Here is a 23391-nt window from a genome sequence, read left to right on the forward strand (position 1 = left end):
GGGCGCCGCCGGACTCATGAGGTTATCTTCCACGCACATGACGTAGGCTATGCGCGGCCATTCACCAAAGTTCGCGCTGCCCCTCATCCGCCCTTCGGGCACCTTCTCCCCGTGAACGGGGAGAAGGAAGAGATGCTACTGAGCTGCAAACTCCGCCGGGTCGAAGTCGTACCGCTTCGAGCAGAACTCGCAGGCGACGTGGATGCCGCCATCTTCGGTGCTGTCCTTGATCTCCTGCGCGGAAAACCCCTCGAGGATGCCGCGTATCTTGTCCCTTGAGCATGAACATTGGTCGGCGACCGGCACGCCGCCGAAGACGCGCACGCCATGTTCGTGGAACAGCCTGTAGAGCAGCCGCTCGGCGCCGATGGTCGGGTCGATCAGCTCGGTCGGCTCGATGGTGCCGAGCAGCGCCACCAGCTCGCGCCACGAATTGTCGGCCGGCTCCTGCGTCACGTCACGCGGATCGCCGTCGCCGCCCGAAATGTCCGGCACGCGCATGCGCTCGGGTGACTGCGGCAGGAACTGCGCCAGGATACCGCCGGCGCGCCACTGCTCACGAGCGCCGCCGGGACCTGGCGTCAGAAGCTTGGCCACCGACAGCCTGAGGTCGGTCGGGATCTGCTCCGACTGGCGGAAATAGGTGCGCGCGGCGTCCTCCAGCGTCTCGCCGTCGAGCTGGACGATGCCCTGATAGCGCTGCGTGTGCGCGCCCTGGTCGATGGTCAGCGCCAAAACGCCGCTGCCCAGCAGCGTCTGCTGCGAGGTCTGGCCTGCGGCCACCAGGGCCTCCAGCCGGTCGGCGTCGAAACGCGCATAGGCGCGCAATGCCGAAGGCGTGGAGAAATCCGCGACCAGCATGTCGACCGGGCCGTCGGTGCGGGTCTGCAAGATGAACTTGCCTTCGAATTTGAGCGAGGTGCCGAGCAGCACCGTCAGCACACAGGCTTCCGCGAGCAGGCGGGCGACCGGCTCGGGATAGTCGTGACGGTTGAGGATGGCGTCGAGCATCGGCCCGAGTTGCACGGTGCGGCCGCGCACGTCGAGCGGGCCGACCTCGAAGGGTACGACATGATCGTCGCCGGCATAGCCGAACTCGCCGAGTTTGGGGTGATGTTCAGTCACTTGATGCGTTTCCAACATGACAAAGCTCCAGGGCGCGGCCATGCGGCCCGGAGGGGTGCATGCGTCCAAACGCGCTTGATTTGCGTGATGGGGCGCAAATAGGCATCGCGCCGCCCCGGATCAAGCGCTTGGAGATCAAGCGCCTGGAGATCAAGCGCCCAGACACCAGGCCAAAACCGCCTTCTGGGCGTGGAGCCGGTTCTCGGCTTCGTCGAAGACCACCGAATGCGGACCGTCGATGACCTCGTCGGTCACTTCCTCGCCACGATGCGCCGGCAGGCAGTGCATGAACAGGGCGTCGGGCTTGGCCCTGGCCATCAGCGCCGCATTGACCTGATAGGGCGAGAAGACATTATGGCCGCGGGCGCGGTGTTCCTGGCCCATCGACACCCAGCAGTCGGTGACGATGCAGTCGGCCTGGTCGACGGCCTCTTCGGGCGAGCGGGTGAAGTGCAGCTTGCCGCCATTGGTCTTCGACCAGTCGATGTGCTTCTGCGCCGGCTCGCTGCCTTCCGGCACTGCGACGTTCAGGTTGAAGCGGAACCGCGCCGAGGCCTCGAGCAGCGAATGCAGCACGTTGTTGCCGTCGCCGGTCCAGGCGATGGTCTTGCCGGCAACCGGACCGCGATGCTCCTCGAAGGTCATGATGTCGGCCATCAGCTGACAGGGATGGGTGTCGTCGGTCAGCCCGTTGATGACCGGAATCGTGGCATTCTCGGTCAGCTCGAGCAGCCGCTCATGCGACGTGGTGCGGATCATGATGGCGTCGACATAGCGCGACAGCACCTTGGCGGTGTCGGCAATGGTCTCGGAGCGGCCGAGCTGCATTTCGGTCCCGGTCAGCATGATGGTCTCGCCGCCGAGCTGTCGCATGCCGACGTCGAAGGACACGCGCGTGCGCGTCGACGGCTTGTCGAAGATCATGGCCAGCACCTTGCCTTCGAGCGGTTTGGTCCGTTCGCCGGCCTTGAGGCGCGCCTTGCGCACCACCGCATCGTCCAGCATCAGGCGCAGATCGCCTTCGGAAACGGCGGAAAGATCGGTGAAATGGCGAAGGCTCATCGGGAATGGCTCTCGGGATTACTTCGAGGCGGCCGCGGCGATGGCGTCGGTCAGGCCCTTGGCGCCGGCGCGGATGCGATCGAGCGCTTCGCCGATCTCGGCGTCGGTGACGGTCAGCGGCGGCAGCAGACGAATGACGTTGTCGCCTGCCGGCACCGCCAGCAGATGCTGGTCGCGCAGCGCCATGTTGACCTTGGTGTTGGGCATGGCGCATTTCAGGCCAAGCATCAGGCCGCTGCCCCTGATGCCTTCGATGACATCAGGAAATTCGTCGGCGACCGCCGCCAGGCCCTGCTTCATCAGCAATGCCTTGCGCTGGACGTCTTCGAGGAAGCCGTCTTCCAGCACGACGTCGAGCACAGCGTTGCCGACCGCCATGGCCAGCGGATTGCCGCCGAAAGTGGTGCCATGCACGCCTGCCGTCATGCCGACGACAGCGTCGTCGGTGGCGAGGCACGCGCCCATCGGGAAGCCGCCGCCAATGCCCTTGGCAATCGCCATGATGTCGGGCGTCACGCCGGTCCATTCATGCGCGAACAGCTTTCCGGTGCGACCGATACCGCACTGGACCTCATCGAAGATCAGCAGCAGGCCATGCTGGTCGCAGAGCTGCCGCAGCCGCTTCAAGGATTGCGTCGGCACCGGGCGGATGCCGCCCTCGCCCTGTACCGGTTCGATCAGGATCGCGGCGGTCTCTGGTGTGATCGCCTTCTCGGCGGCGTCGATGTCGTCGAAGCCGACCTGGTCGAAGCCTTCGACCTTGGGGCCGAAGCCTTCGAGATATTTGTACTGGCCGCCGGCGGCGATGGTCGCCAGCGTGCGGCCGTGGAAGGCGCCTTCGAAGGTAATGACCCGGAAGCGCTCGGGATGGCCCTTGACGAACTGGTAGCGCCGCGCCGTCTTGATCGCGCATTCGAGCGCCTCGGCGCCGGAATTGGTGAAGAACACCTTGTCGGCGAAGGTGGCGTCAGCCAGCCGCTCGCCGAGCCGGGCCTGCCCCGGGATCTCGTAGAGATTGGAGACGTGCCAGAGCTTGGCCGCCTGTTCGGTCAGCGCCGAGACCAGATGCGGATGGCTGTGGCCCAACGAATTGACCGCGATGCCGCCAGCGAAATCGAGATATCGCTCGCCCTTGTCGGTAACCAGCCAGGTGCCTTCGCCATGATCGAAGGCCAAAGGGGCGCGGGCAAAGGTCTCGTAAAGCGCCGAACCGCTCATTATATGCGTCTCCGGTACCGGAAAAATCAAAAAAGCCGCCAAAGCGGCGGCCTTTGCGGCTTATCGTGTTTTTCGGCCATGAAGTCAACGAAAACGTCGTGCAGAGGCGCGTGGCCAGCTCCCGACGAGACGCCGGCTCATAAGCGACCGGGCAAGTTGGGGAAAACCTAAAAAACCGATTCGTGTTGCACCTGGGACTCTTGTCACCGAGTCAACACATGAGGTAATTGTAGTCGGGAAATAACTAGATTTCGTGCGGCGGACCTAATCACCTAATATATGTGGTGTCTGCCCCGGCAAAGATTGCCGGGTCGGGAACGGATTCCGGCTGCCGCACACTTAGCAGGAGCGCGGTCTCATGAACTGGACTGACGAGCGGGTCGAACTTCTCAGGAAACTGTGGTCGGAGGGCTTGAGCGCAAGCCAGATCGCCGCACAACTCGGCGGGGTCAGCCGCAACGCGGTCATCGGCAAGGTGCACCGGCTGAAGCTGTCGGGCCGCGGACGCTCGACCGCGACGCCGGCGCGTCAGAAGAAGACAACGCAGGGATCTTCGATCCAGAAATCGGTGCCGCGCGCCGCAACCACGCAGCGCCATGTCACGACGTCGATCGGGGCGAACGCGCTGCAGGCGCAGTTCGACGCCGAGCCAGTGGCGCGCCACTACATCCGCCCGGTCGAAAACGTCGTCGTGCCGATCTCGCGGCATCTGCAGCTCACCGATCTCACCGAGCGCACCTGCAAATGGCCGAATGGCGACCCGCTGTCGGAAGACTTCAACTTCTGCGGCAACGAGGCGGCCGAAACCGGACCTTACTGCAAGTACCACGCAAGGGTGGCGTTCCAGCCGGCTTCAGAGCGGCGCAGAAGCCGGTAGTTAGGAATAGGGATTGGGGACTGGGCAGTAGGGAATGGGGTAGCGCTCGTGAGGCGCTACCTTATTCTGCCTACTGCCTACTGCCTACTGCCTACTGCCTACTGCCTACTGCCTACCATCACAGCCACCCACTCTTCCGAAATCGCCAATACAAAAACGAGCAGATCAGCGCGATCGAGACCAATACGACGGGATAGCCGTATTGCATCTTCAGCTCCGGCATGTCGTCGAAATTCATGCCGTAAATGCCGGCGAGCGCCGTCGGCACCGCCAGGATCGCGGCCCATGAGGCCAGCTTCTTGGTGTTCGCGGTTTCCTGGCTCTGGCCGACCAGCAGGCTGGCTTCGAAAGCGAAGGCCAGAACCTCGCGCAGGCTGTCGATCTTTTCCTGCACGGTGCGGATATGATCGGTGACATCGCGAAACAGCGGATGCATGGCGGTATGGATCTGCGGCAGGTCGGCGCTGGTCAGCCGGCGGCAGACCTCGACCAGCGGCAGCGCCGCATTGCGCAGGCGCAACAGATCGCGGCGCAGCATATAGAGCCGCTCGATGTCGGGACCGGTCATCGGCTTCAGCAGCACCCTGTCCTCGATCGCCTCGACCTCGTCCTCGATCTGCTCGAGCACCGGCATGTAGTTGTCGACGATGAAGTCGAGAATGGCGTAGAGGACGAAATCCTCGCCCTTGGCCAGTGAGTGCGGACAGCTTTCCCAGTGCTGGCGCACGGCGGCGTATGAGGTCGAGGGACCATGCCTGACGCTGACGATATAGCCTGAGCCGACGAACAGATGCGTCTCGCCGAAGGTGACGCGTCCGTCGATCAGCTGTGCAGTGCGGGCAACGATGAACAGCGCATCGCCATATTGCTCGATCTTCGGCCGCTGGTGCGGATGTTCGGCGTCTTCAATCGCCAGCTCATGCAAATGGAATTGCGCCTTGACGCGCAGCAGAAGCTCGCGGTCGGGTTCGAGCAGCCCGATCCAGACGACATGGCCCGACTTCTTGGCCCATTCACCGGCTTCCTCGATCGGAATGTCGGCGATGCGCTTGCCGGCGGTGTAGACGCTCGACGCGATGATGCCGGACGATGCCGGCGCCGGCTTGAACTCTCGGACATATTCCATCGCAGCCTCCTGAGCGCCTGGCCTTGGCCAGGAACCGAGACGCTAACATCCGGGCAGTTTAGCGCAATATGATTAAGCGTTCGAGGGGCGCGCGATCACTTCACCGGCAGCGCCGGAAGGGCAATCTTGTCGGTCTTGTCGCCCTTTGGACGCTCGGCCGGCAACTGCTCGCCGGTGACGATGTAGTAGATCGTCTCGGCAATGTTGGTGGCGTGGTCGCCGATGCGCTCGATGTTCTTGGCGCAAAACAGCAGATGCGTGCACGGCGTGATGTTGCGCGGATCTTCCATCATGTAGGTCAAAAGCTCGCGAAACAGCGAGGTGTACATGGCATCGATCTGGTCGTCGCGGTCGCGAACGAAGCCTATTTTCTCGACCGAGCGCGAGGCATAGACGTCGAGCACTTCCTTGAGCTGGGTCAAAGCGAGTTCGGCCAGCGCCTCGAGGCCGCGAAACAGGCTGGTCGGCTGGCGGCCATCAATGACGCTGACCACACGCTTGGCGACGTTCTTGGCGAGGTCACCGACCCGTTCGAGGTCGGCCGAAATGCGGATGGCGCCGACGATCTCGCGCAGATCGGTCGCCATGGGCTGGCGCTTGGCGATGATGACGATGGCTTTGTCGTCGATTTCGCGCTGGCCCTCGTCAAGCACGATGTCGTCGCGGATGACCTTCTGGGCGAGGCCGGGATCGGCATTGACCAGCGCCTGGATCGCCTGCTCGACCATGCGCTCGGCATGGCCGCCCATCGCAGCGATGCGCTTCGCCAGGTATTTCAGCTCTTCGTCATAGGCGCTGACAATGTGTACGGACTGCATGGGCGAAATGCCTTCCTTAAATCTTTGGCCTTTTGAGTCGTTTCCTCGACCCCTGTGCTGATACGCTAGCCGGATGACAGAAAGAAGAAACAGGCAGTTAGCAGATAGTACCGCCTCAGCCTGCCGGCAAATGGACCGTGAACGCCGCGCCCTTGCCAACCTCCGACTTGATCGAAAGCCGGGCGTTGTGGCGCGTCAGAATATGCTTGACGATGGACAGGCCAAGACCGGTGCCTTTCTGCGTGCGGCTGCTCTCCACGTCGACGCGATAGAAGCGCTCGGTAATGCGCGGTATGTGCTCTTCCGGGATGCCCGGGCCGTAGTCCCTGATGGTTACATCGATGCCCGGTTCCGGGCCGGCCTCGCCCCGCGCGATCGACACCGTGACGCGTCCGCCAGGCTGGCCGTATTTGCAGGCGTTTTCCAAGAGATTCTCGAACACCTGGAACAGCTCGTCGCGGTCTCCGGGCACGTCGAGCGGCCCCTCGGCGTAGTCGCGTTCGATGACGACGCCGTTCTCGCTGGCGAGCGGGCCTAGTGAATCGATGACGCTGTCGATGGTCTGGCGCAGATCGACCTCGGTTCCCGGCCTCAGGTAAGGCTTCATTTCAAGCCTCGACAGCGACAGGAGATCGTCGATGAGGCGCGCCATGCGGCCGGTCTGGTTCTGCATGATCTGCAGGAACTGCTCGCGCGCCGCCGGATCGTTGCGGGCCGGGCCGCGCAACGTCTCGACGAAGCCCGAGATTGAAGCAAGCGGGGTGCGCAACTCGTGGCTGGCATTGGCTATGAAGTCAGCGCGCATGCGGTCGATGCGGCGCGTCTCACTCTGGTCCTTGAATACCAGCACATAGAGATCGGTGGCGTGGCCGACCGAGGACGCGCTGACCCGGTAGGCCCGTTCCACCGGCAGCTTCTCGGTGTAGTCGACGGCATCGGAGGCGACGGTTCCCGACAGCACGCCGTCCAGCAAGGCCTGCATTTCCGGCGCGCGGAATTTTAGCGACAGCGACAGGCCGGGCGCGATACCGACAAAGGCGGCAAAGGCGGCGGCATTGGCGTGGACGATGGTGGCGGTGCGGTCGAAGATGATCAGCGGATCGGCAACGGCAGCCGCAAGATATTCGCCGGAAAGCCGCTGCAGCCCACTCGCCTCGATCGTGGCAATGGTCTCAGCGGACCGGCTGGCGCCACCGGTTGGCAGAAGCGCGGCGGCCAGCAGCACCGTCAACGCAGCCATGACCACATAGGCGGAGATACCGGCAAACCCATAAACGGCCATGATGGCGATCGCACCGGCGGCAAGCAGCCATCGGCTGTTCCACAGCCGGCCGGCGACGGCTTGCCCCGTGGTTGTCCGCTCTGCGCCGGTGTCAGCCATTCGTGCTTTCCGTGCTTCTGTGCCGGTCTCGCCGAAACTTCCGCTGGACCGGGTTTGAGGCCCCCCATAGCATGAGTCCGCAAGCTGGAAAGGTTCGTCTCGATGAAAAAAGCCAAGGAAAGTCCCGCCGCAGAGCCGGCAAAGGGGCCGCTGAAGATCAAGGTGGACGGCAAGGAGCGGGAGTTCGACATCGAAAACCCCGAGCTTCCCAGCTGGATCGAGGACCACAAACTGACCGCAGGCGACTACCCCTACGACAAGAAAATGAAGAGCGAGGAGTATGACGAGACGCTGGAGCGGCTGCAGATCGAACTGGTCAAGGCGCAGGCCTGGCTGCAGGCGACCGGCAGCAGAGTGATGTCGCTGTTCGAGGGGCGCGATGCCGCCGGCAAGGGCGGCACCATCTCGGTGCTGCGCCAGTATCTCAATCCTCGAACCGCGCGCAACGTGGCGCTGACCAAGCCGACCCCAACCGAAGTCGGGCAATGGTACTACCAGCGCTACGTCGCCCATTTCCCGACATCGGGCGAATTCGTCACCTTCGACCGTTCCTGGTACAACCGCGGCGGCGTCGAGCCGGTGATGGGCTTCTGCACACCGGAACAGCATGCAAAATTCCTCGACGAGACGCCGCATTTCGAGCGGATGATCTCCAATGAGGGCATCTATTTCTTCAAATTCTGGCTCAACATCGGCCGCGAGACCCAGCTCGAACGGTTTCACGACCGCCGCTGGTCGCCGCTGAAGAACTGGAAGTTCTCGCCGATCGATATTGCCGGCATCACCAAATGGGACGACTACACCAAGGCGCGCGACCAGATGGTCGAGCGCACGCACAAACAGTTCGCGCCCTGGATCATCGTGCGGGCCAATGACAAGCGACGCTCGCGGCTGGCCGTCATGCGGCGCATCCTGTTGTCACTGCCCTATGATGGGCGCGATCTCGACGCCATCGGCAAGGAAGACAAAAAGATCGTCGGCGAAGGGCCGTCGTTTCTCGAGAAGTAGAGACTGGCCTCGATGGGCAGAGGCTGAAATTACAGAGCCCACCCCCACACGGAGGTGGGCTCTGTGGCCATTGTCTAAAGCGCATCGCATTTGAACGGATTCACGCGACGCGCTTTAGGTCTTTGTTTCATGCATGTCGTTCTCTCAAAACCGGGGCCACTTTGAGCGACATGCATTAAAGCGCGTCGGGTGAAGACAGTCTCACGACGCCTGCCGCATGCCGAGCATGTGGGGGGTGCCCCTGGCCAACACCGGGGCGTGATGGTTGCGGCGCGAACGCACGACATCCAGCGTATGCTCGTTGAAGGTCAGCAGTGTGGCGACGACCTGCTGGTTGCCATAGGTGCGCTGGTAACCGAGCGGCGTCGCCAGGAAGTGCAACTGCAGCGTCCGCAGCACCCACACCGGCTCGACCTCGATAATGACCTGATCGACATTGCGAGCAAGGCCCCATTCGACGAAGCCGGCGATCAGTTCGGTGCCGACCGTAGACACGCCGCGCTTGCCATCGCGAAAGCCTGGCGCCACCGCGTAACGGGTTAGCTCCCAGACATTCGGTCCCGAAGGGCGCTTTCCCTCGCAGAGTTCCGGCATCACATCGCTAAGGAGATGCGGCCGTGTGGTCGGCAGCATCCGATGATAGCCTGCAAGCTCGCCATTGCGTATGACAAGGTGGTGTTCGGCCTCATCATGGTCGAATTGATCGATTTCGAGGCCGTCCGGGCGATCGAGATCGGTCCACCGCATCTCATCGACGAAGACCTTGTAACGCAGGCGATGGACGGCCTCCCATAGGTCGGGACGTTCCATCAGTTGTTGAGTGGTAAGGGAAAATAGCATTAGCCGTCTCCTGGGCTTAAGAGGAAGATACGGCCGGGCTTTCCCGAAAAAATTGCGCGAAGGTGTTGGCAAGGATTTCCAGGCTGCCACAGCCGACATGGCTAATATAGCTGCGCCTAAACGCCTCCGCGATGGCGTGCACCCTGTTGGCGACGCCGAGTCTGCTTTTGGCGTTAAGAAAGCATTAGCCGTCTCAAGAGGACGACAGGGGCCGGTCTTTTCTGAAGATATGACGCCGACAATGCGGCCATAAATTTCGGGCCGCCAGAACCGGCCTAGCTGATATAGCCGTGCCTGACTGCTTCGGCGACTGCCTGCACACGGTTGGCGGCGCCTAGTTTGCTCTTGGCGTTGAGAAGGTGTTTCTCAGAGGTATGCTCCGAGATGCCGAGGATCTGCGAAATCTCCCACTCGGATTTTCCGACCGCCGCCCATTGCAGGCATTCGCGCTCGCGCGGCGTCAATTCAATGTGATCGATAGATTTGCCGGCCGTCGTTTGAAGCTGCATGGCGCGGCCGATGGCATAGGTGGAGGCCAGCGAGACCATTGCGAATTCGGCTTCGGACAGTTCGACCGCCTCACCGCCCAGCGAGACCAGCGCGATCTGGCCTTCGAGCGTGATCAGCGGGAAGGCGAGGCCGTCACGCAGCTTGAACTGGCGGGCGTCGCGCATTACCTCGGCGCTGCTCTTGTCGGCGGGCATGCTTTGAACGGCATCGCGCCATTGGAATGGCGCCCGAAACTGCTTCAAATGGCTGACGACCGGATCGTGGTCGACGTAGTTGCGCGATAAGTAACGCTCCAGCCATTCGCTAGGCCAATCGCAGAGCAGCACATGGTCCTTCGTCTGGCTGCTTGGTGTACCGGGCTGCGGCACCGTTGCGGCTATCAGGGCCGTCAATCCGAAATTCGAGGTGACACTAAGTAGCTGCTCGCACACCGCAGCCGACGTGTCGGCACGCTGCACCCGGTCAATATATTCAAGTGTCCGGTCAAAATAACCCATCGCAACATCTACCCCATGTTGCCTACCGCTCTTGAGACCGATGCTACGTGCCTGCCCCGCACTTAGCCATCAACCCCGGATTGCAAAGCCACATCCTTAGCTTTTCTAACGCCAGCGACCGCCAACCCCGGGCCGACTCTGTGCGGCTATTTGCAACCTCGCCAAAGCATAACCCGAAATTTGCCCTTTGAAATCAAAAACAATTGTGCCTGCGCCGTTTTCGTATCACAAGCCAACGGCCAAGACGGGCGGAGTTTTTTGTGACATCACGCTGGATAACCATCGCCTTGCTGTCGATGCTGATCGGAGTGCAGCCGTTTGCCGGCGCTGTGCGGGCAGCGGAACCGCAGGTGCCGGTGCTTTGGGATGCCAAGGAGCGGCTGCCGAAGCCGGACCTTGCGGCGCTGCCGAGGCTCAGGTTCCTCACCACAACCGATTTCCCGCCCTTCAATTTTCTCGACGGCACGGGCCGACTGTCCGGCTTCCACATCGACCTGGCGCGGGCGATTTGCGCCGAACTCGACATCGCCGACAAATGCCAGATCCAGGCGCTGCCCTGGGCCGAACTCGACGACGCGTTGCAGAAGGGCGAAGGCGAGGCGATCATCGCCGGCATCGCCGCAACGCCGGAGACGCGGGCGAAGTACAGCTTTTCGCGCTCCTATCTACAGTTTCCGGCGCGCTTCATCATGCCGAAGACCAAGGCCTTCGCCGAGCCGATCCTCGACAAATTGCGCTCGAAGCGGGTCGGCGTGCTGGCCGGCTCGGCGCATGAAAAGATGCTGCGCGATTATTTCGGCACCGTGCAGATCATCCGCTTTCAACGGCCGGAAGACCTCTACAGCGACTTGAAGAGCGCCAAGATCGATGCCGCCTTCGGCGACGGCATGCGCTTTTCCTTCTGGCTGGGCGGCACGGACGCCGCCGGTTGCTGCCGCTTCGCCGGTGGACCCTACCTGGCGCCGGAATATCTGGGGTCCGGCATGACCATTGCCACCCGGGCCAGCGACCCAGCGCTGGCCGCAGCCATGGACTACGCGCTGCAGGAGATATCGGTGAAAGGCACCTTCGCCGAATTCTACCTGCGCTATTTCCCGGTCAGTTTCTTCTGATCCGGTTCTCGGTCCAGCTTTTTCTGATCCGGCCCCGGTCAGCTTCCTCTACGGGCTGGATCAGGTCAGCGTGCGCAGGCGGGCCTTCGCCCCGCGCGCGATGGCCGCGGCGGTCAGCGTGTCGAGATCGAGCTCACGCCGGATCAACTGCAGCACCCGCAATTCCTCCATGCGCATTTCGAGATCGACGGCGGCAACTTCGAAGGCGACGGCATAAGCGGTGTCGTGCAGCCGTTCGGGCAAAGTCTCGGCGACACGCTCGAGCACGCCTTCCAATCCATCCTTTTCATGCAGCATCTTCTGGCAGTCCTGCGCAATGGCGATCAGCCTGTCCTGCTTGAAATCCTCGAACACCGGCCAGCTGCGGACGACGTCGCCGATGCGCGCCAGTTCGATATCGGTCATGTCGCGATCGGAAGCCGAGGTGATGACCATCAGGTAGATCAGGGCTTCATGGGTGGACGGCAACGGCATTCAAAACTCCTTGATAGTGATGGTCGAAGGTAGGGACGCTACGGCGCCGTCGCAACGAAAACGCCTGATATCGTTGACGCTCCGCCCTGTCGCGCCTAGAGACCCGGTTGAAAAATCTTACCAGCCGCGAAAGCCGGCCATGACTGGAACTTTGACATGACGGGATCAAACATCGCCGATCTCAACCCCGAAATGCTTGCGGCAGCCGCCGAAAGCAAGGCCTGGCCGTTCGAGGAAGCCAAAAAGATCATCGAGCGCTACAAAGGCGCCGACTTTCCCGAGACCGTCCTGTTCGAGACCGGCTACGGTCCGTCGGGTCTGCCGCATATCGGCACGTTCGGCGAGGTCGCGCGCACCTCGATGGTGCGCCATGCCTTTCACGTGCTGACCGGGAACAAGGTCAAGACCAAGCTGCTCTGCTTCTCCGACGACATGGACGGCATGCGCAAGATCCCCGACAATGTGCCGGATCGCGCAGCCCTCGAGCCTTATCTTCATATGCCGCTTTCGTCGGTGCCCAATCCGTTCGGCGGCGACTATGCGAGCTTTGCCGACCACAACAACGCGATGCTGTGCCGCTTCCTCGACACGTTCGGCTTCGACTACGAATTCGCCAGCGCCACGCAGTACTACAAGGCCGGCCGCTTCGATGCGATGCTGGTGTGCGCCGCCGAGCGCTACGAGCAGATCATGGCGGTGATGCTGCCGACGCTGGGGCCGGAGCGGCAGGCAACCTACAGCCCGTTCCTGCCGATCTCGCCGAAGAGCGGGCGCGTGCTCTACGTGCCGATGAAGCATGTCGACGCCAAGGCCGGCACCATCACCTTCGACGATGAGGGCACCGAGACCATACTTTCGGTGACCGGCGGGAAGGTCAAGCTGCAGTGGAAGCCGGATTTCGGCATGCGCTGGGCAGCGCTCGACGTCGATTTCGAAATGTTCGGCAAGGACCACCAGACGAACGCGGTGATCTACGACCGCATCTGCAACATTCTCGGCGGGCGCGCGCCCGAGCATTTCGTCTACGAACTGTTCCTGGACGAGAACGGCCAGAAGATCTCGAAGTCGAAGGGCAACGGGCTGACCATCGACGAATGGCTGCGCTACGCGCCGACCGAAAGCCTCGGCCTCTATATGTATCAGCGGCCAAGGCAGGCGAAAAAGCTCTATTTCGACGTCATCCCACGCGCCGTCGACGAGTACTACACCTTCCTCAACGCCTATCCGCGCCAGGACTGGAAGGAGCGGCTGGGCAATCCGGTCTGGCACATGCATGACGGCAAGCCGCCTGCCATCGACATGCCGGTGCCGTTCTCGCTGCTGCTCAACCTGGTCAGCGCCTCCAACGCGCAAAACAAGGATGTGCTGTGGGGCTTCATCTCCCGCCATACGTCTGGCGTGACCCCGGCAACGCATCCCGAACTCGACCAGCTGGTCGGTTTCGCCATCCGCTACTTCGACGATTTCGTGAAGCCGACGAAGACCTTCCGGCCGGCCGACGATGTCGAACGCGTGGCGCTGGAAGCGCTTGGCAACGCGCTTGCTGGCCTGCCGGCCAGCGCCGACGGCGAAGAGATCCAGAACGCTTCGCTCAACGTCGCGCGCAAGATCGAACGCTATCAGGACCATTCGAAGAAGAGCCCGGACGGCGGCCCTGGTGTCTCGGGCGCTTTCTTCCAGATGATCTACCAGGTGCTGATCGGCCAGGAACGCGGACCGCGCTTCGGTTCGTTCGCAGCCCTCTACGGCATCGCCGAAACCCGCGCCCTCATTGAGCGGGCGCTGGCTGGTCAGCTGGCGGCGTAATTTCCGTCCCGGCCGGCGGCGTGTCTATCGCCGGGGCATCGAGGATCGGTTGCGACGCCGTCGGTGCCGCAACAGGCGTTGGCGCCGGTGGCAGGCCGCCAAGATCGGGCGCAGCGCCGAAGACGCCCTTCTTGGCGGCGCGCGCCTTGTCGCCCGCTTCGACATAGGGGCCGCCTGCCGTGGCGCGCGCCCAGCCGTTTTCGACCAGCCACTGGCCGACATCCAGCTTGCCGATGCGGCATTCGGCGGCGATCAACGCACGGTCGGCCTCCGGCGGCACCTTGCAGGCAACGGCCCGACCGCGCAGGAAAGACCGGAACGCGGTGCGCGCCCTGATACCGCAAGCCCAGGACTTGCCGCCCTCGGTGCAGGTCTCGTCTTGCCTGACGATGTCGATGCCGGAGACCGTCACGGAATAACCATTGGCTTCGATCAGGCCGGCGGCGGCCGCGACCGGCTGGAACAGTTTTGTTCCTCCCCAGTCGTCGACCGCTCTGCGCCCACGCGGCTTGGGCGGTCCGGCCAGCGCCAGGTCGCTCAGCGGCGCGCGTGGCTCGACCCGTTCAAGTTCTTCTGCCGGCAGCGGCGGCGGAGCGATGGCCTCGGGATCGATCGCCCTCGAATGCACCGGAGGCGAGTGCATCGGAGGCTTGACGGGCTGGACCTCGGGGATCGCCGACGTCGCCGGCTCCTCGGGCACGGCCTCGGTGTCCGGGTCGATCTGGTCGACGGTGATGGCGGTGCTTTCGTGATGCAGCGCGCGACCGCCGGCGACGACAATGGCGACCATCACCGGGATCGCCAGGAGGGCTATGAGGATTTGAAGCAGACGCACCGCGAGACCTACTGGCTTGCCCAGACGATCCGCGCCACCCATTCGACATCGCGCATCGCGATGTCGCGGTCCGGATGGTCGGGGTTGAGCGAGATCAGCACGATCGATTTCGTCGTCTGGCGCTCCAGCACCTTGGCCATGACTTCGCCGGCATTGGTCTTGACGACGACGCGGTCGCCCTTGCGGGTAGCGGCGCCCGGCTCGACGATCAGCACATCGCCATTGCGGTACAGCGGCAGCATGGAATCACCCTGCACCTTCAACGCATAGGAGGTTTCGGTTGCCCGCGCCGGAAGCTCGACAAGGTCCCAACCCTGGCCGGAGGGATAGCCGGCATCATCGAAGAAGCCGCCGGCGCCGGCCTGGGCGAAGCCGAGCAGCGGCACCGCCGAACGCTGCGGGGCTAACGAGCCCGAAGCTGTCTTGGCGCGGCCTTCGACCAGTCCGGTGAATTCGTCGAGCGAGGCGCCGGTCGCCTCGATGATCTTGGCCAGCGATTCGGTCGACGGCCAGCGCGGCCGCCCATCCGAGGACAGCCGCTTCGACTTGTTGAAAGCGGTGGAGTCCAGACCGGCTCGCCGGGCCAGGCCGGAGGCCGACAACGAATAGCGCTCGGCGAGAGCGTCGATGGCTGCCCAAACTCGGTCATGCGAGAGCAATTTGCTCTCCTCAAAACAGGAAAAAATACCTTTTCCTTCTAACGCGCGGTTATCCGATTGTCCACCGGCGCGCGGCCCGATCTCTCAAAAAGCTGCGTGCGGCGAAGTCGTCATGGATGCCTCAAACTGCCTTGGGCAGGCTGCGCAATCCCTGGTGGGAGGTCATGCAAACCCGCTCGGCCTCGGTCGGCGGTCGCGGTTGAACGGAGCGGGCAAGCGTCCTATTGGACGCGCCAAGGACGCTGTAGCATTTTGATTTGGCGCATGATCCTTTCCGAAAATCGATTCCGATTTTCGGGGTCATGCGCGAGGTCGGCGAGCATCATGTAGCGGGCGTTGTTGAGATGGAGGTTGAAGTCGATGTCGGCAGGCAGCGAAAAGCCAGCCGACTTTCGCTGCCGACCGCGTAAGGGCCACGGCGCCTTGCCGTGGCCATGCGCGCAAGGCGCCCCCAGACGTACATGGGGCGCTAGCTCAAGCGGCCTTCTGCACTTCGCCTTTCGCATAGGGATCGAAGCGCTGGTAGAAGGTCTCGCCCTTCTCCGCCAGGTCGAGCAGCAGCTTGGGCGCCTTGAACTCGGCGCCGTATTTCTTCTGCAGGCCCTTGGCTATTCTGACGAACTCCCCGGCGCCGATGCCGTCGATATAGGACAGCGCGCCGCCGGTGAATGGCGCGAAACCAAAGGCGAGTATCGACCCGAGATCGGCCTCGCGCGGATCGGTGACGATGCCTTCCTCCATCACCCGGGCCGCTTCCAGCGCAATGGTTACCAGCAGGCGCTGCTGCAGTTCCTCATAGTCGACCTTCTCGGCCTCCAGCTGCGGATAGAGATCCTTCAGGCCCGGCCACAGCTTCTTCTTGGCAGGCTTGGCGGGATAGTCGTAAAAACCCTTGCCGTTCTTGCGGCCGAAGCGGCGATGGGTGTCGACCAGCGTGTTGATCAACGCCATCTGCCTGGGGTCGACAGACTTGTCTCCGAGGTCCCTGATGGTCTGCTTCATGATCTTCTGGGCAAGGTCGATCGCCGTCTCGTCGGTCAGCGCCAGGGGGCCGACCGGCATGCCGGCGGCCTTGGCGGCGTTCTCGATCATCGGCGCCGGAACGCCTTCGATCAGCATCTTGTAGGCTTCCGACATGTAGCGCAGCACGCAGCGGTTGACGTAGAAGCCGCGCGTGTCGTTGACGACGATCGGCGTCTTCTTGATGGCGCGCACGAAATCGATCGCGGTGGCCAGCGCCTTGTCGCCGGTCTTCTTGCCCAAAATGATCTCGACCAGCATCATCTTGTCGACCGGCGAGAAGAAGTGGATGCCGACGAAATTCTTCGGCCGCGCCGAATTCTTGGCCAGTGCGGTGATCGGGATGGTCGAGGTGTTGGAGGCGAAGATCGCCGACGATTTCAGCACGGCTTCGGCCTGCTCGGTGGCAGCCTTCTTGACGGCCGAATCCTCGAACACCGCCTCGACCACCAGATCGCAGCCGGCGAGATCGGCATAGTCGGCCGACGGCGTGATCAGCGACAGAAGTCTGTCCTTCTCCTCGGGCTTGACGCGGCCCTTCTTGACCTGATCGGAGATCAGGCTGTCGGAATGCGTCTTGCCCTTTTCGGCCGACGCCATGTCGCGGTCGAGCAGGACGACCGGGATGCCAGCCTTGGCGGTGACAAAGGCGATGCCGGCGCCCATGAAGCCGGCGCCGAGAATACCGATCTTCTTGAACTTGGTCTCCGGCACGCCGGCCGGGCGGCGGGCGCCCTTGTTGAGCTCCTGCAGCGAGACGAACAGCGAGCGGATCATCGCTGCTGCTTCCTTCGACTGCATGATTTCGGTGAAATAGCGCTGTTCGATCCGCAGACCGGTGTCGAACGGCACCAGCAGGCCTTCATAGACGCATTTCAGGATCGCCGCGGCGGCCGGATAATTGCCGTAGGTCTCGCGGCGCAGGATGGCGATGGCCGGCGGCCACAGATTGAAGCCGGCCGGCGTATAGATTTGGCCGCCAGGCAGCTTGAAGCCCTTCTCGTCCCAGGGCTGGACGGCTTTCAGGCCGTTCCTGATCATCGCCTTGGCGGTCTCGATCAGCTTGCCGGGTTCGGCGATCTCGTGGATCAGCCCCATCGCCTTGGCTTTCTGCGGCGACAGCGTCTGGCCGGTGGTCAGCATCTGCAACGCCTGCTGCTGGTCGGTCAGGCGCGGCACGCGTTGGGTGCCACCGGCGCCGGGGAAGATGCCGACCTTGACTTCCGGCAAGGCCATCTTGACCTTTTCGGAGTCAGCGGCAACGCGGCCATGACAGGCCAGCGACAGCTCGAACGCGCCACCCATGCAGGTGCCGTTGATCGCCGAGACCCAAGGCTTGCCCGACGTTTCGAGCTTGCGCCACAAGCCACCCATGCGGCCGGCATTGTCGAACAAAAGCTGTGCCGCCTTCTCCGGGTCCTTGGTCTTCTCCTTGGCAAATACGGCCAGCATCTTCTGCAGCATGGTCAGGTCGGCGCCGCCGGAGAAGCTGTCCTTTCCCGAGGTGATCACCGCGCCCTTGATGGCGGCGTCGGCCACCACATGGTCGATGATCTTCTCGAGCTCGTTCATCACCTCTTCGGTGAAGACGTTCATCGAGCGGTCCGGCATGTTCCAGGTGACCAGCGCGATGCCGTCTGCGTCGGTGTCGACCGTGAAGTTTGTATAAGTCATGTCTCTCTCCTTCCGGCCGAAAATCAGACGCGTTCGATAATCGTTGCGGTGCCCATGCCGGCGCCGATGCAGAGCGTCACCAGAGCGGTGTTCAAATCGCGGCGCTCGAGCTCGTCCAGCACCGTGCCCAGGATCATCGCGCCGGTGGCGCCGAGCGGATGGCCCATGGCGATGGCGCCGCCATTGACGTTGATCTTGTCGTGCGGGATTTCGAATGCCTGCATGTAGCGCAGCACCACTGAGGCGAAGGCCTCGTTGAGCTCGAACAGGTCGATATCCGACAGCTTCATCTTGGCGCGCTTCAGAAGCTTCTCGGTGACGTCGACCGGACCGGTAAGCATCAGCACCGGCTCGGAGCCGATGTTGGCAAAGGCGCGGATGCGGGCGCGTGGCTTCAGGCCCATCGTCTTGCCGGCCTTCTTCGAGCCGAGCAGTACGGCGGCCGCACCATCGACGATGCCGGACGAGTTGCCGGCATGGTGGACGTGGTTGACCTCTTCGACTTCCGGATGCTTCTGCACGGCGACCGCGTCGAAGCCGCCCATTTCGCCAGGCATGACGAAGGACGGGTTGAGCGAGGCCAGCGACTGCATGTCGGTCGACGGCCGCATATGCTCGTCATGATCGAGGATGGTGAGGCCGTTCTGGTCCTTGATCGGTATGACGGAGTTCTTGAAACGGCCATCGGCCCAGGCCTTGCCCGCACGCTTCTGGCTCTCGACCGCATAGGCATCGACGTCGTCGCGCGAAAAACCGTATTTGGTGGCGATCAGGTCGGCCGAAATGCCTTGCGGCACGAACCAGCCGGGCAGGCCGACGGACGGGTCCATGAACCACGCGCCGCCCGAGGCGCCCATGCCGACGCGCGACATCGATTCCACGCCGCCTGCAATGACGATCTCGTCGGCGCCTTGAGCGATCTTGGCGGCGCCGAAATTGATGGCGTCGAGGCCTGAGGCGCAGAAGCGCGAGATCTGCATGCCCGGCGCCTTGTTATCGTAGCCGGCCTCGAAGGCGGCGGCACGCGGAATGACGGAGCCGGCTTCGCCGACCGGATCGACGCAGCCGAAGATGATGTCGTCGACGTTTGCAGTGTCGAGGCCGTTGCGGTCGCGCAACGCTTCAAGCGTCCTGGCCGCAAGCCGCACCGCCGGCACCTCGTGCAGCGAGCCATCCTTCTTGCCCTTGCCGCGCGGTGTGCGCACGGCGTCATAGACATAAGCTTCAGCCATTTGCTTGCTCCTTGCTTTGCCGACGTCGCTCTCAGAGAGAGCGGCCGATCAGCAATTTCATGATCTCGTTGGTGCCGCCGTAGATGCGCTGGACGCGGGCGTCGCGGAACATGCGGGCGATCGGATATTCATTCATGTAGCCATAGCCGCCATGCAATTGAAGGCATTCGTCGACGACTTTTCCCTGCAGGTCCGAGAGCCAGTATTTCGCCATCGACGCCGTCACCGGATCCAGCCCGCCATTGATGTGGCGGGTGACGCAATCATTGTAGAAGACGCGGCCGATGGTGGCCTCGGTCTTCAGTTCGGCGAGCTTGAACTGGGTGTTCTGGAACTCGATGATCGCTTTGCCGAAGGCCTTGCGGTCCTTGACGTAGTCGATGGTCAGAGCAAGCGCGCGCTCGATCATGGCGATCGCGCCGGTGCCGATCTGCAGGCGCTCCTGCGGCAATTGCTGCATCAGCTGGATGAAGCCCTGTCCCTCTTCGTGGCCAAGCAGGTTCGAGGTCGGCACGCGCAGATCATTGAAGAACAGCTCCGACGTGTCGTTGGCCTTCAGGCCGATCTTGTCGAGGTTGCGGCCGCGTTCGAAGCCTTCGGCCTCGTCGGCCTCGACGACGATCAGCGAGGTGCCCTTGGCGCCTTTGGCCGGATCGGTCTTGGTGACGACGATGATGAAATTGGCCAGTTGGCCATTGGTGATGAAGGTTTTCGAGCCGTTGATCTTGTACTGGTTGCCGTCCTTCTCGGCGCGCGTCTTGACGCCTTGCAGGTCGGAGCCGGCGCCCGGCTCGGTCATGGCGATGGCGCCGATCAGTTCGCCGGTTGCCAGCTTCGGCAGCCATTTCTTCTTCTGCTCCTCGGAGCCGTAATGAAGGATGTAAGGGGCAACGATCGCATTGTGCAGGCCGATGCCGAAACCGTCGACGCCGACATGGCCGATCGCCTCGATGATGGCGCTCTCATGGGCGAAGGTGCCGCCGGAGCCGCCATATTCCTCCGGCATCGAGGCGCAGAGCAGGCCGGCGGAACCTGCCTTGCGCCAGCTCTCGCGGTCGACCATCTCGTTCTTCTCGAACTCGTCGTAGCGCGGCGCGATCTCTTCCGACATGAAGCGATGCGCCATGTCGTAGAGCATGCCGACTTCGTCCGCCGCCCAGGCGGGCTTCGGCAAGGAGAGCACTTCGGCTGGATTTGTCATGCCGTTTCTCCCGCGCCAACGTCCCCCTCCCCCTCGAGGGGAGGGTGGCCGCGAAGCGGTCGGGTGGGGTCGCCGATGACGTGCTCGACCTTATCTTCGGAATTGACGCGGGTTTGGGGCATTGCGATCATCTCCTACCAAAGCGCCAACCAGCCGGCGCACTGCACGCAAGGACCCCTCCCGGCCCTTCGGGCCACCCTCCCCTCAAGGGGGAGGGGGACGCCAGCCATTTCTAGAACGCTTCCGCAGGCAGCGCCATTAGCGTGTCCGCACCACTGGAAATGCGGGCGAGATGTGCCGATGTCTCGGGCATGATCCGCTCCATGAAGAAGCGCGCCGTCACCACCTTGTTGTCGTAGAAAGCCCCATTTTCGTGGACAGATTGGGAGCCATTGGCGCCGGTCTTGCCGAGCGCGGCCTTGGCCATCTGCGCCCACATGTAGCCGAGCGCCACAAGGCCAAAGAGATGCATGTAGTCGGTGGATGCGGCGCCGGCATTGTCGGGCTTGGCCATGCCGTTCTGCACCAGCCACATCGTCGCCGCCTGCAGATCGTTGAGGCCCTTCTTCAACGCCTTGGTGAACGGCGCCAGCTTCTCGTCGGCACGGTTCTCCTCGCAGAACTCGCCGACGTCCTTGAAGAAAGCCTGCACTGCGCGGCCGCCATTCAGGCCAAGCTTGCGGCCGACAAGGTCGAGCGCCTGGATGCCGTTGGCGCCTTCATAGATCATGGCGATGCGGGCATCGCGCACGAATTGGCTCATGCCGTGTTCTTCGATATAGCCGTGGCCGCCGAACACCTGCTGCGCCATGACGGCATGGTCGAAGCCCTTGTCGGTGAGCACGCCCTTGATCACCGGCGTCAGCAGGCCTGTATAGTCGTCGGCCGCCTGGCGATCCTTGTCGTCGGCGGAGCGGTGGGCGATGTCGGACTTGATCGCCGTCCACAGCGCCAGCGCGCGGCCGGCCTCGTTGAAGGCCTTCATGGTCATCAGCGAGCGGCGGATGTCGGGATGGACGATGATCGGATCGGCTTGTCTGTCCGGCGCCTTGGCGCCCGACAGCGAGCGGCCCTGCAGCCGGTCCTTGGCGTAGGAGACCGCGTTCTGGTAAGCGATCTCGGACAGCGACAGGCCCTGCAGGCCGACGCCGAGGCGGGCTTCATTCATCATCGTGAACATCGCCTTCAGGCCGCCATTGGCCTCGCCGAGCAGCGTGCCTTCGGCCTCGTCATAATTCATGACGCAAGTCGAATTGCCGTGGATGCCCATCTTCTCCTCGATCGACCCGCAGGAGAGCGTGTTCTTCTCGCCCGGATTGCCCGAGGCATCGAGCTTCAGCTTTGGCACGATGAACAGCGAGATGCCCTTCACGCCTGCCGGCGCGCCTTCGATGCGGGCCAACACGAGATGAACGATGTTTTCCGACATGTCGTGCTCGCCGGCCGAGATGAAGATCTTCTGGCCGGATATCTTGTAGGTGCCGTTGCCGTTCGGCACCGCCTTGGTGCGCAGCAGACCGAGATCGGTGCCGCAATGCGGCTCGGTCAGGTTCATGGTACCGGTCCAGGACCCCTCGACCAGCTTCGGAAGCCATGTCGCCTTCTGCTCGTCGGTGCCGTGTGTGATGATCGCCGCGATCGCGCCTTGCGTCAGGCCGGGATACATCATCAGCGCCATGTTGGCCGAAACCATGTATTCGGCAACCGCGGTGTGCACGGCATAGGGCAGCCCCTGGCCGCCGAACTCGACGGGCGCCGCCAGTCCCATCCAGCCGCCTTCGCGATACTGGTCGTAGGCTTCCTTGAAGCCCTTCGGCGTCCTCACCGAGCCGTCCTCATGGCGCACGCAGCCTTCCATGTCGCCGACGCGGTTCAGAGGATGCATAACGTTTTCGGCGAGCTTGGCGCCTTCGGCGAGGATCGCCTCGACAACGTCGGGCGTCGCGTCGGTAAATCCGGGAAGGTTGGAGTAGCGCTGATAACCCAGCACCTCGTTGAGCACGAACAGCGTGTCCTGGACCGGCGCCCTGTAGATCGGCATGTGTTTCCTCCACCATGCGGGTCTTGGCCGCGAGATTGGGCCCCGAAACATGAGGTTGGGGGCGGCATGCGGGCCAATGTTGAAAGCGGGATAGCAAAAATTGACGTTTGCGTAAACGTCAATTTGGTCGCCGCGACAATTTACTTATGCCAGCCTGTCGGCACGAGCGGTGCAGGGCTTTGCGCAAAGCTAGGGTGGTCAAACAAAAAGAGCCACGCGGGCGGGCCGCGCGGCTCTTCCGTTCAAAGCTTTCGCCGGGAGCTGCGGAGCGAAATCAGCTGGCGGCGCTGGCCGGGGCCGAACGCTCGGACAGCATCTGGCGCACGGCCGACATCGAGCCGCTCAACTCGTTGATGGCGTCGTCGATCAGCGCGCGCTGCTTCTGCAGGCGGGCAAGCTGCTTCTCCGACTTGTCGAGAGCCAGCCGCAGCTGCTTGGTGTTGGATCCCGTCGGATCGTAGAGATCCATCATCTGCTTGACGTCGCGTAGCGAGAACCCGACCTTGCGGCCGAGCAGGATCAGCTTCAGCCGCGCCTTGTCGCGACGCGTGTATAGCCGCGTCGCCCCATCGCGCTTTGGATTGAGCAGGCCCTTGTCTTCATAGAAACGCAGCGTGCGCAGCGTCACGCCGTGTTTCTTGGCCATCTCGCCGATGCGCACGAGCTCCTCACTGGCTTCGGCAGACATATTGTTGGTGTTGGCCGCGGCTTCGCCGGGCGAAACAAGTTTCATAGTCACTGGCTTTCCCCTGTCGTGGCATCGCGGTCTCGGACCTTGCAACGCCTGAGTGGAAGCGGGGGCATGCTTCCAGTCGTGGTTTCAACTAATTCATCGCAAAAGGCACGAACGGCGCCCCTCTTACGTTTACGTCAAT

At 62.9% G+C, this 23391-nt stretch carries 20 protein-coding genes and 1 pseudogene; 4 read left to right on the plus strand and 17 right to left on the minus strand.

The genetic code is table 11. The annotated features are described in order from the left end of the window. Positions 1-135: 135 nt before the first annotated feature. The 3 genes from NKK50_RS10580 to NKK50_RS10590 all read right to left on the minus strand — a co-directional run bounded on the left by NKK50_RS10580 (position 136) and on the right by NKK50_RS10590 (position 3405). Positions 136-1167: an Hsp33 family molecular chaperone gene (locus NKK50_RS10580; protein ID WP_352543355.1), complete on the minus strand. Its 1032-nt coding sequence runs from the start codon at positions 1165-1167 to the stop codon at positions 136-138. Positions 1168-1275: 108 nt separating this feature from the next. Next, positions 1276-2187, minus strand: coding sequence for an ornithine carbamoyltransferase (gene argF, locus NKK50_RS10585; protein WP_023681949.1), 912 nt, complete (start codon positions 2185-2187; stop codon positions 1276-1278). Positions 2188-2205: 18 nt separating this feature from the next. Then, complete coding sequence (locus tag NKK50_RS10590; protein WP_023745297.1) at positions 2206-3405, minus strand: aspartate aminotransferase family protein; 1200 nt, start codon at positions 3403-3405, stop codon at positions 2206-2208. 358 nt (positions 3406-3763) lie between these two features. Between NKK50_RS10590 and NKK50_RS10595 the strand changes: the two genes are divergently transcribed. Beyond that, entirely contained in the window at positions 3764-4282 is a 519-nt protein-coding gene (locus NKK50_RS10595; protein WP_023669627.1) for a GcrA family cell cycle regulator, read from the plus strand. 118 nt (positions 4283-4400) lie between these two features. On the opposite strand, the gene NKK50_RS10600 is transcribed toward NKK50_RS10595, so the two are convergent. From NKK50_RS10600 to NKK50_RS10610, 3 genes are all read right to left on the minus strand, one after another. Beyond that, positions 4401-5408: a magnesium and cobalt transport protein CorA gene (locus NKK50_RS10600; protein ID WP_023669626.1), complete on the minus strand. Its 1008-nt coding sequence runs from the start codon at positions 5406-5408 to the stop codon at positions 4401-4403. A 95-nt stretch (positions 5409-5503) separates the two neighbouring features. Next, positions 5504-6226 (minus strand): phosphate signaling complex protein PhoU, encoded by a 723-nt coding sequence (gene phoU / locus NKK50_RS10605; RefSeq protein WP_023669625.1) that lies wholly within the window; start codon positions 6224-6226, stop codon positions 5504-5506. Between the two features lie 115 nt (positions 6227-6341). Next, positions 6342-7607, minus strand: coding sequence for an ATP-binding protein (locus NKK50_RS10610; protein WP_023688695.1), 1266 nt, complete (start codon positions 7605-7607; stop codon positions 6342-6344). A gap of 102 nt (positions 7608-7709) precedes the next feature. Here NKK50_RS10610 and ppk2 point away from each other — a divergent pair, with 102 nt between their 5' ends. Beyond that, the gene (ppk2, locus tag NKK50_RS10615) at positions 7710-8615 is read left to right on the plus strand and encodes a polyphosphate kinase 2 (protein ID WP_023669623.1); all 906 of its coding nucleotides are present in this window, start codon (positions 7710-7712) and stop codon (positions 8613-8615) included. A gap of 201 nt (positions 8616-8816) precedes the next feature. On the opposite strand, the gene NKK50_RS10620 is transcribed toward ppk2, so the two are convergent. Together NKK50_RS10620 and NKK50_RS10625 are read right to left on the minus strand one after the other, a co-directional pair. Continuing rightward, on the minus strand, positions 8817-9455 hold the full coding sequence (locus tag NKK50_RS10620) for an acyl-homoserine-lactone synthase (RefSeq protein WP_023681954.1): 639 nt from the start codon (positions 9453-9455) through the stop codon (positions 8817-8819). A 275-nt stretch (positions 9456-9730) separates the two neighbouring features. After that, the gene (locus tag NKK50_RS10625; RefSeq protein WP_023669621.1) at positions 9731-10462 is read right to left on the minus strand and encodes a helix-turn-helix transcriptional regulator; all 732 of its coding nucleotides are present in this window, start codon (positions 10460-10462) and stop codon (positions 9731-9733) included. A gap of 296 nt (positions 10463-10758) precedes the next feature. Here NKK50_RS10625 and NKK50_RS10630 point away from each other — a divergent pair, with 296 nt between their 5' ends. Further along, positions 10759-11574, plus strand: a complete 816-nt coding sequence (locus NKK50_RS10630) for an ABC transporter substrate-binding protein (RefSeq protein ID WP_050586840.1) — start codon at positions 10759-10761, stop codon at positions 11572-11574. Between the two features lie 60 nt (positions 11575-11634). Here the strand turns inward: NKK50_RS10630 and NKK50_RS10635 are convergent, their stop codons facing one another. Beyond that, the gene (locus NKK50_RS10635) at positions 11635-12048 is read right to left on the minus strand and encodes a tellurite resistance TerB family protein (protein WP_023818790.1); all 414 of its coding nucleotides are present in this window, start codon (positions 12046-12048) and stop codon (positions 11635-11637) included. Between the two features lie 156 nt (positions 12049-12204). On the opposite strand from NKK50_RS10635, the gene NKK50_RS10640 reads away from it, so the two are divergent. Continuing rightward, complete coding sequence (locus NKK50_RS10640) at positions 12205-13854, plus strand: lysine--tRNA ligase (protein ID WP_352543356.1); 1650 nt, start codon at positions 12205-12207, stop codon at positions 13852-13854. On the opposite strand, the gene NKK50_RS10645 is transcribed toward NKK50_RS10640, so the two are convergent. From NKK50_RS10645 to NKK50_RS10675, 8 genes and pseudogenes are all read right to left on the minus strand, one after another. Continuing rightward, positions 13817-14689, minus strand: a complete 873-nt coding sequence (locus NKK50_RS10645) for a thermonuclease family protein (RefSeq protein ID WP_023669617.1) — start codon at positions 14687-14689, stop codon at positions 13817-13819. The two genes, NKK50_RS10640 and NKK50_RS10645, sit on opposite strands and share 38 nt — an antisense overlap. Before the next feature lie 8 nt (positions 14690-14697). Further along, on the minus strand, positions 14698-15348 hold the full coding sequence (locus NKK50_RS10650; protein ID WP_352543357.1) for a S24 family peptidase: 651 nt from the start codon (positions 15346-15348) through the stop codon (positions 14698-14700). 308 nt (positions 15349-15656) lie between these two features. After that, positions 15657-15811 (minus strand): annotated as a pseudogene (locus NKK50_RS31320) (thioesterase family protein); the annotation flags it as partial. An 11-nt stretch (positions 15812-15822) separates the two neighbouring features. Further along, positions 15823-18042 (minus strand): 3-hydroxyacyl-CoA dehydrogenase NAD-binding domain-containing protein, encoded by a 2220-nt coding sequence (locus NKK50_RS10655; protein ID WP_352543358.1) that lies wholly within the window; start codon positions 18040-18042, stop codon positions 15823-15825. A gap of 23 nt (positions 18043-18065) precedes the next feature. Next, a complete protein-coding gene (locus tag NKK50_RS10660; protein ID WP_023669613.1) occupies positions 18066-19274 on the minus strand; it encodes an acetyl-CoA C-acetyltransferase in 1209 nt (402 codons plus the stop codon). A gap of 31 nt (positions 19275-19305) precedes the next feature. Then, positions 19306-20475 (minus strand): acyl-CoA dehydrogenase family protein, encoded by a 1170-nt coding sequence (locus tag NKK50_RS10665; protein WP_023681961.1) that lies wholly within the window; start codon positions 20473-20475, stop codon positions 19306-19308. Between the two features lie 232 nt (positions 20476-20707). Next, entirely contained in the window at positions 20708-22516 is a 1809-nt protein-coding gene (locus tag NKK50_RS10670) for an acyl-CoA dehydrogenase (RefSeq protein WP_352543359.1), read from the minus strand. Between the two features lie 274 nt (positions 22517-22790). Then, on the minus strand, positions 22791-23249 hold the full coding sequence (locus tag NKK50_RS10675) for a MerR family transcriptional regulator (RefSeq protein ID WP_023823731.1): 459 nt from the start codon (positions 23247-23249) through the stop codon (positions 22791-22793). Positions 23250-23391 lie beyond the last annotated feature (142 nt).

The sequence above is a fragment of the Mesorhizobium sp. M0001 genome, assembly GCF_040324255.1.
In the GTDB taxonomy this organism is placed as follows: domain Bacteria; phylum Pseudomonadota; class Alphaproteobacteria; order Rhizobiales; family Rhizobiaceae; genus Mesorhizobium.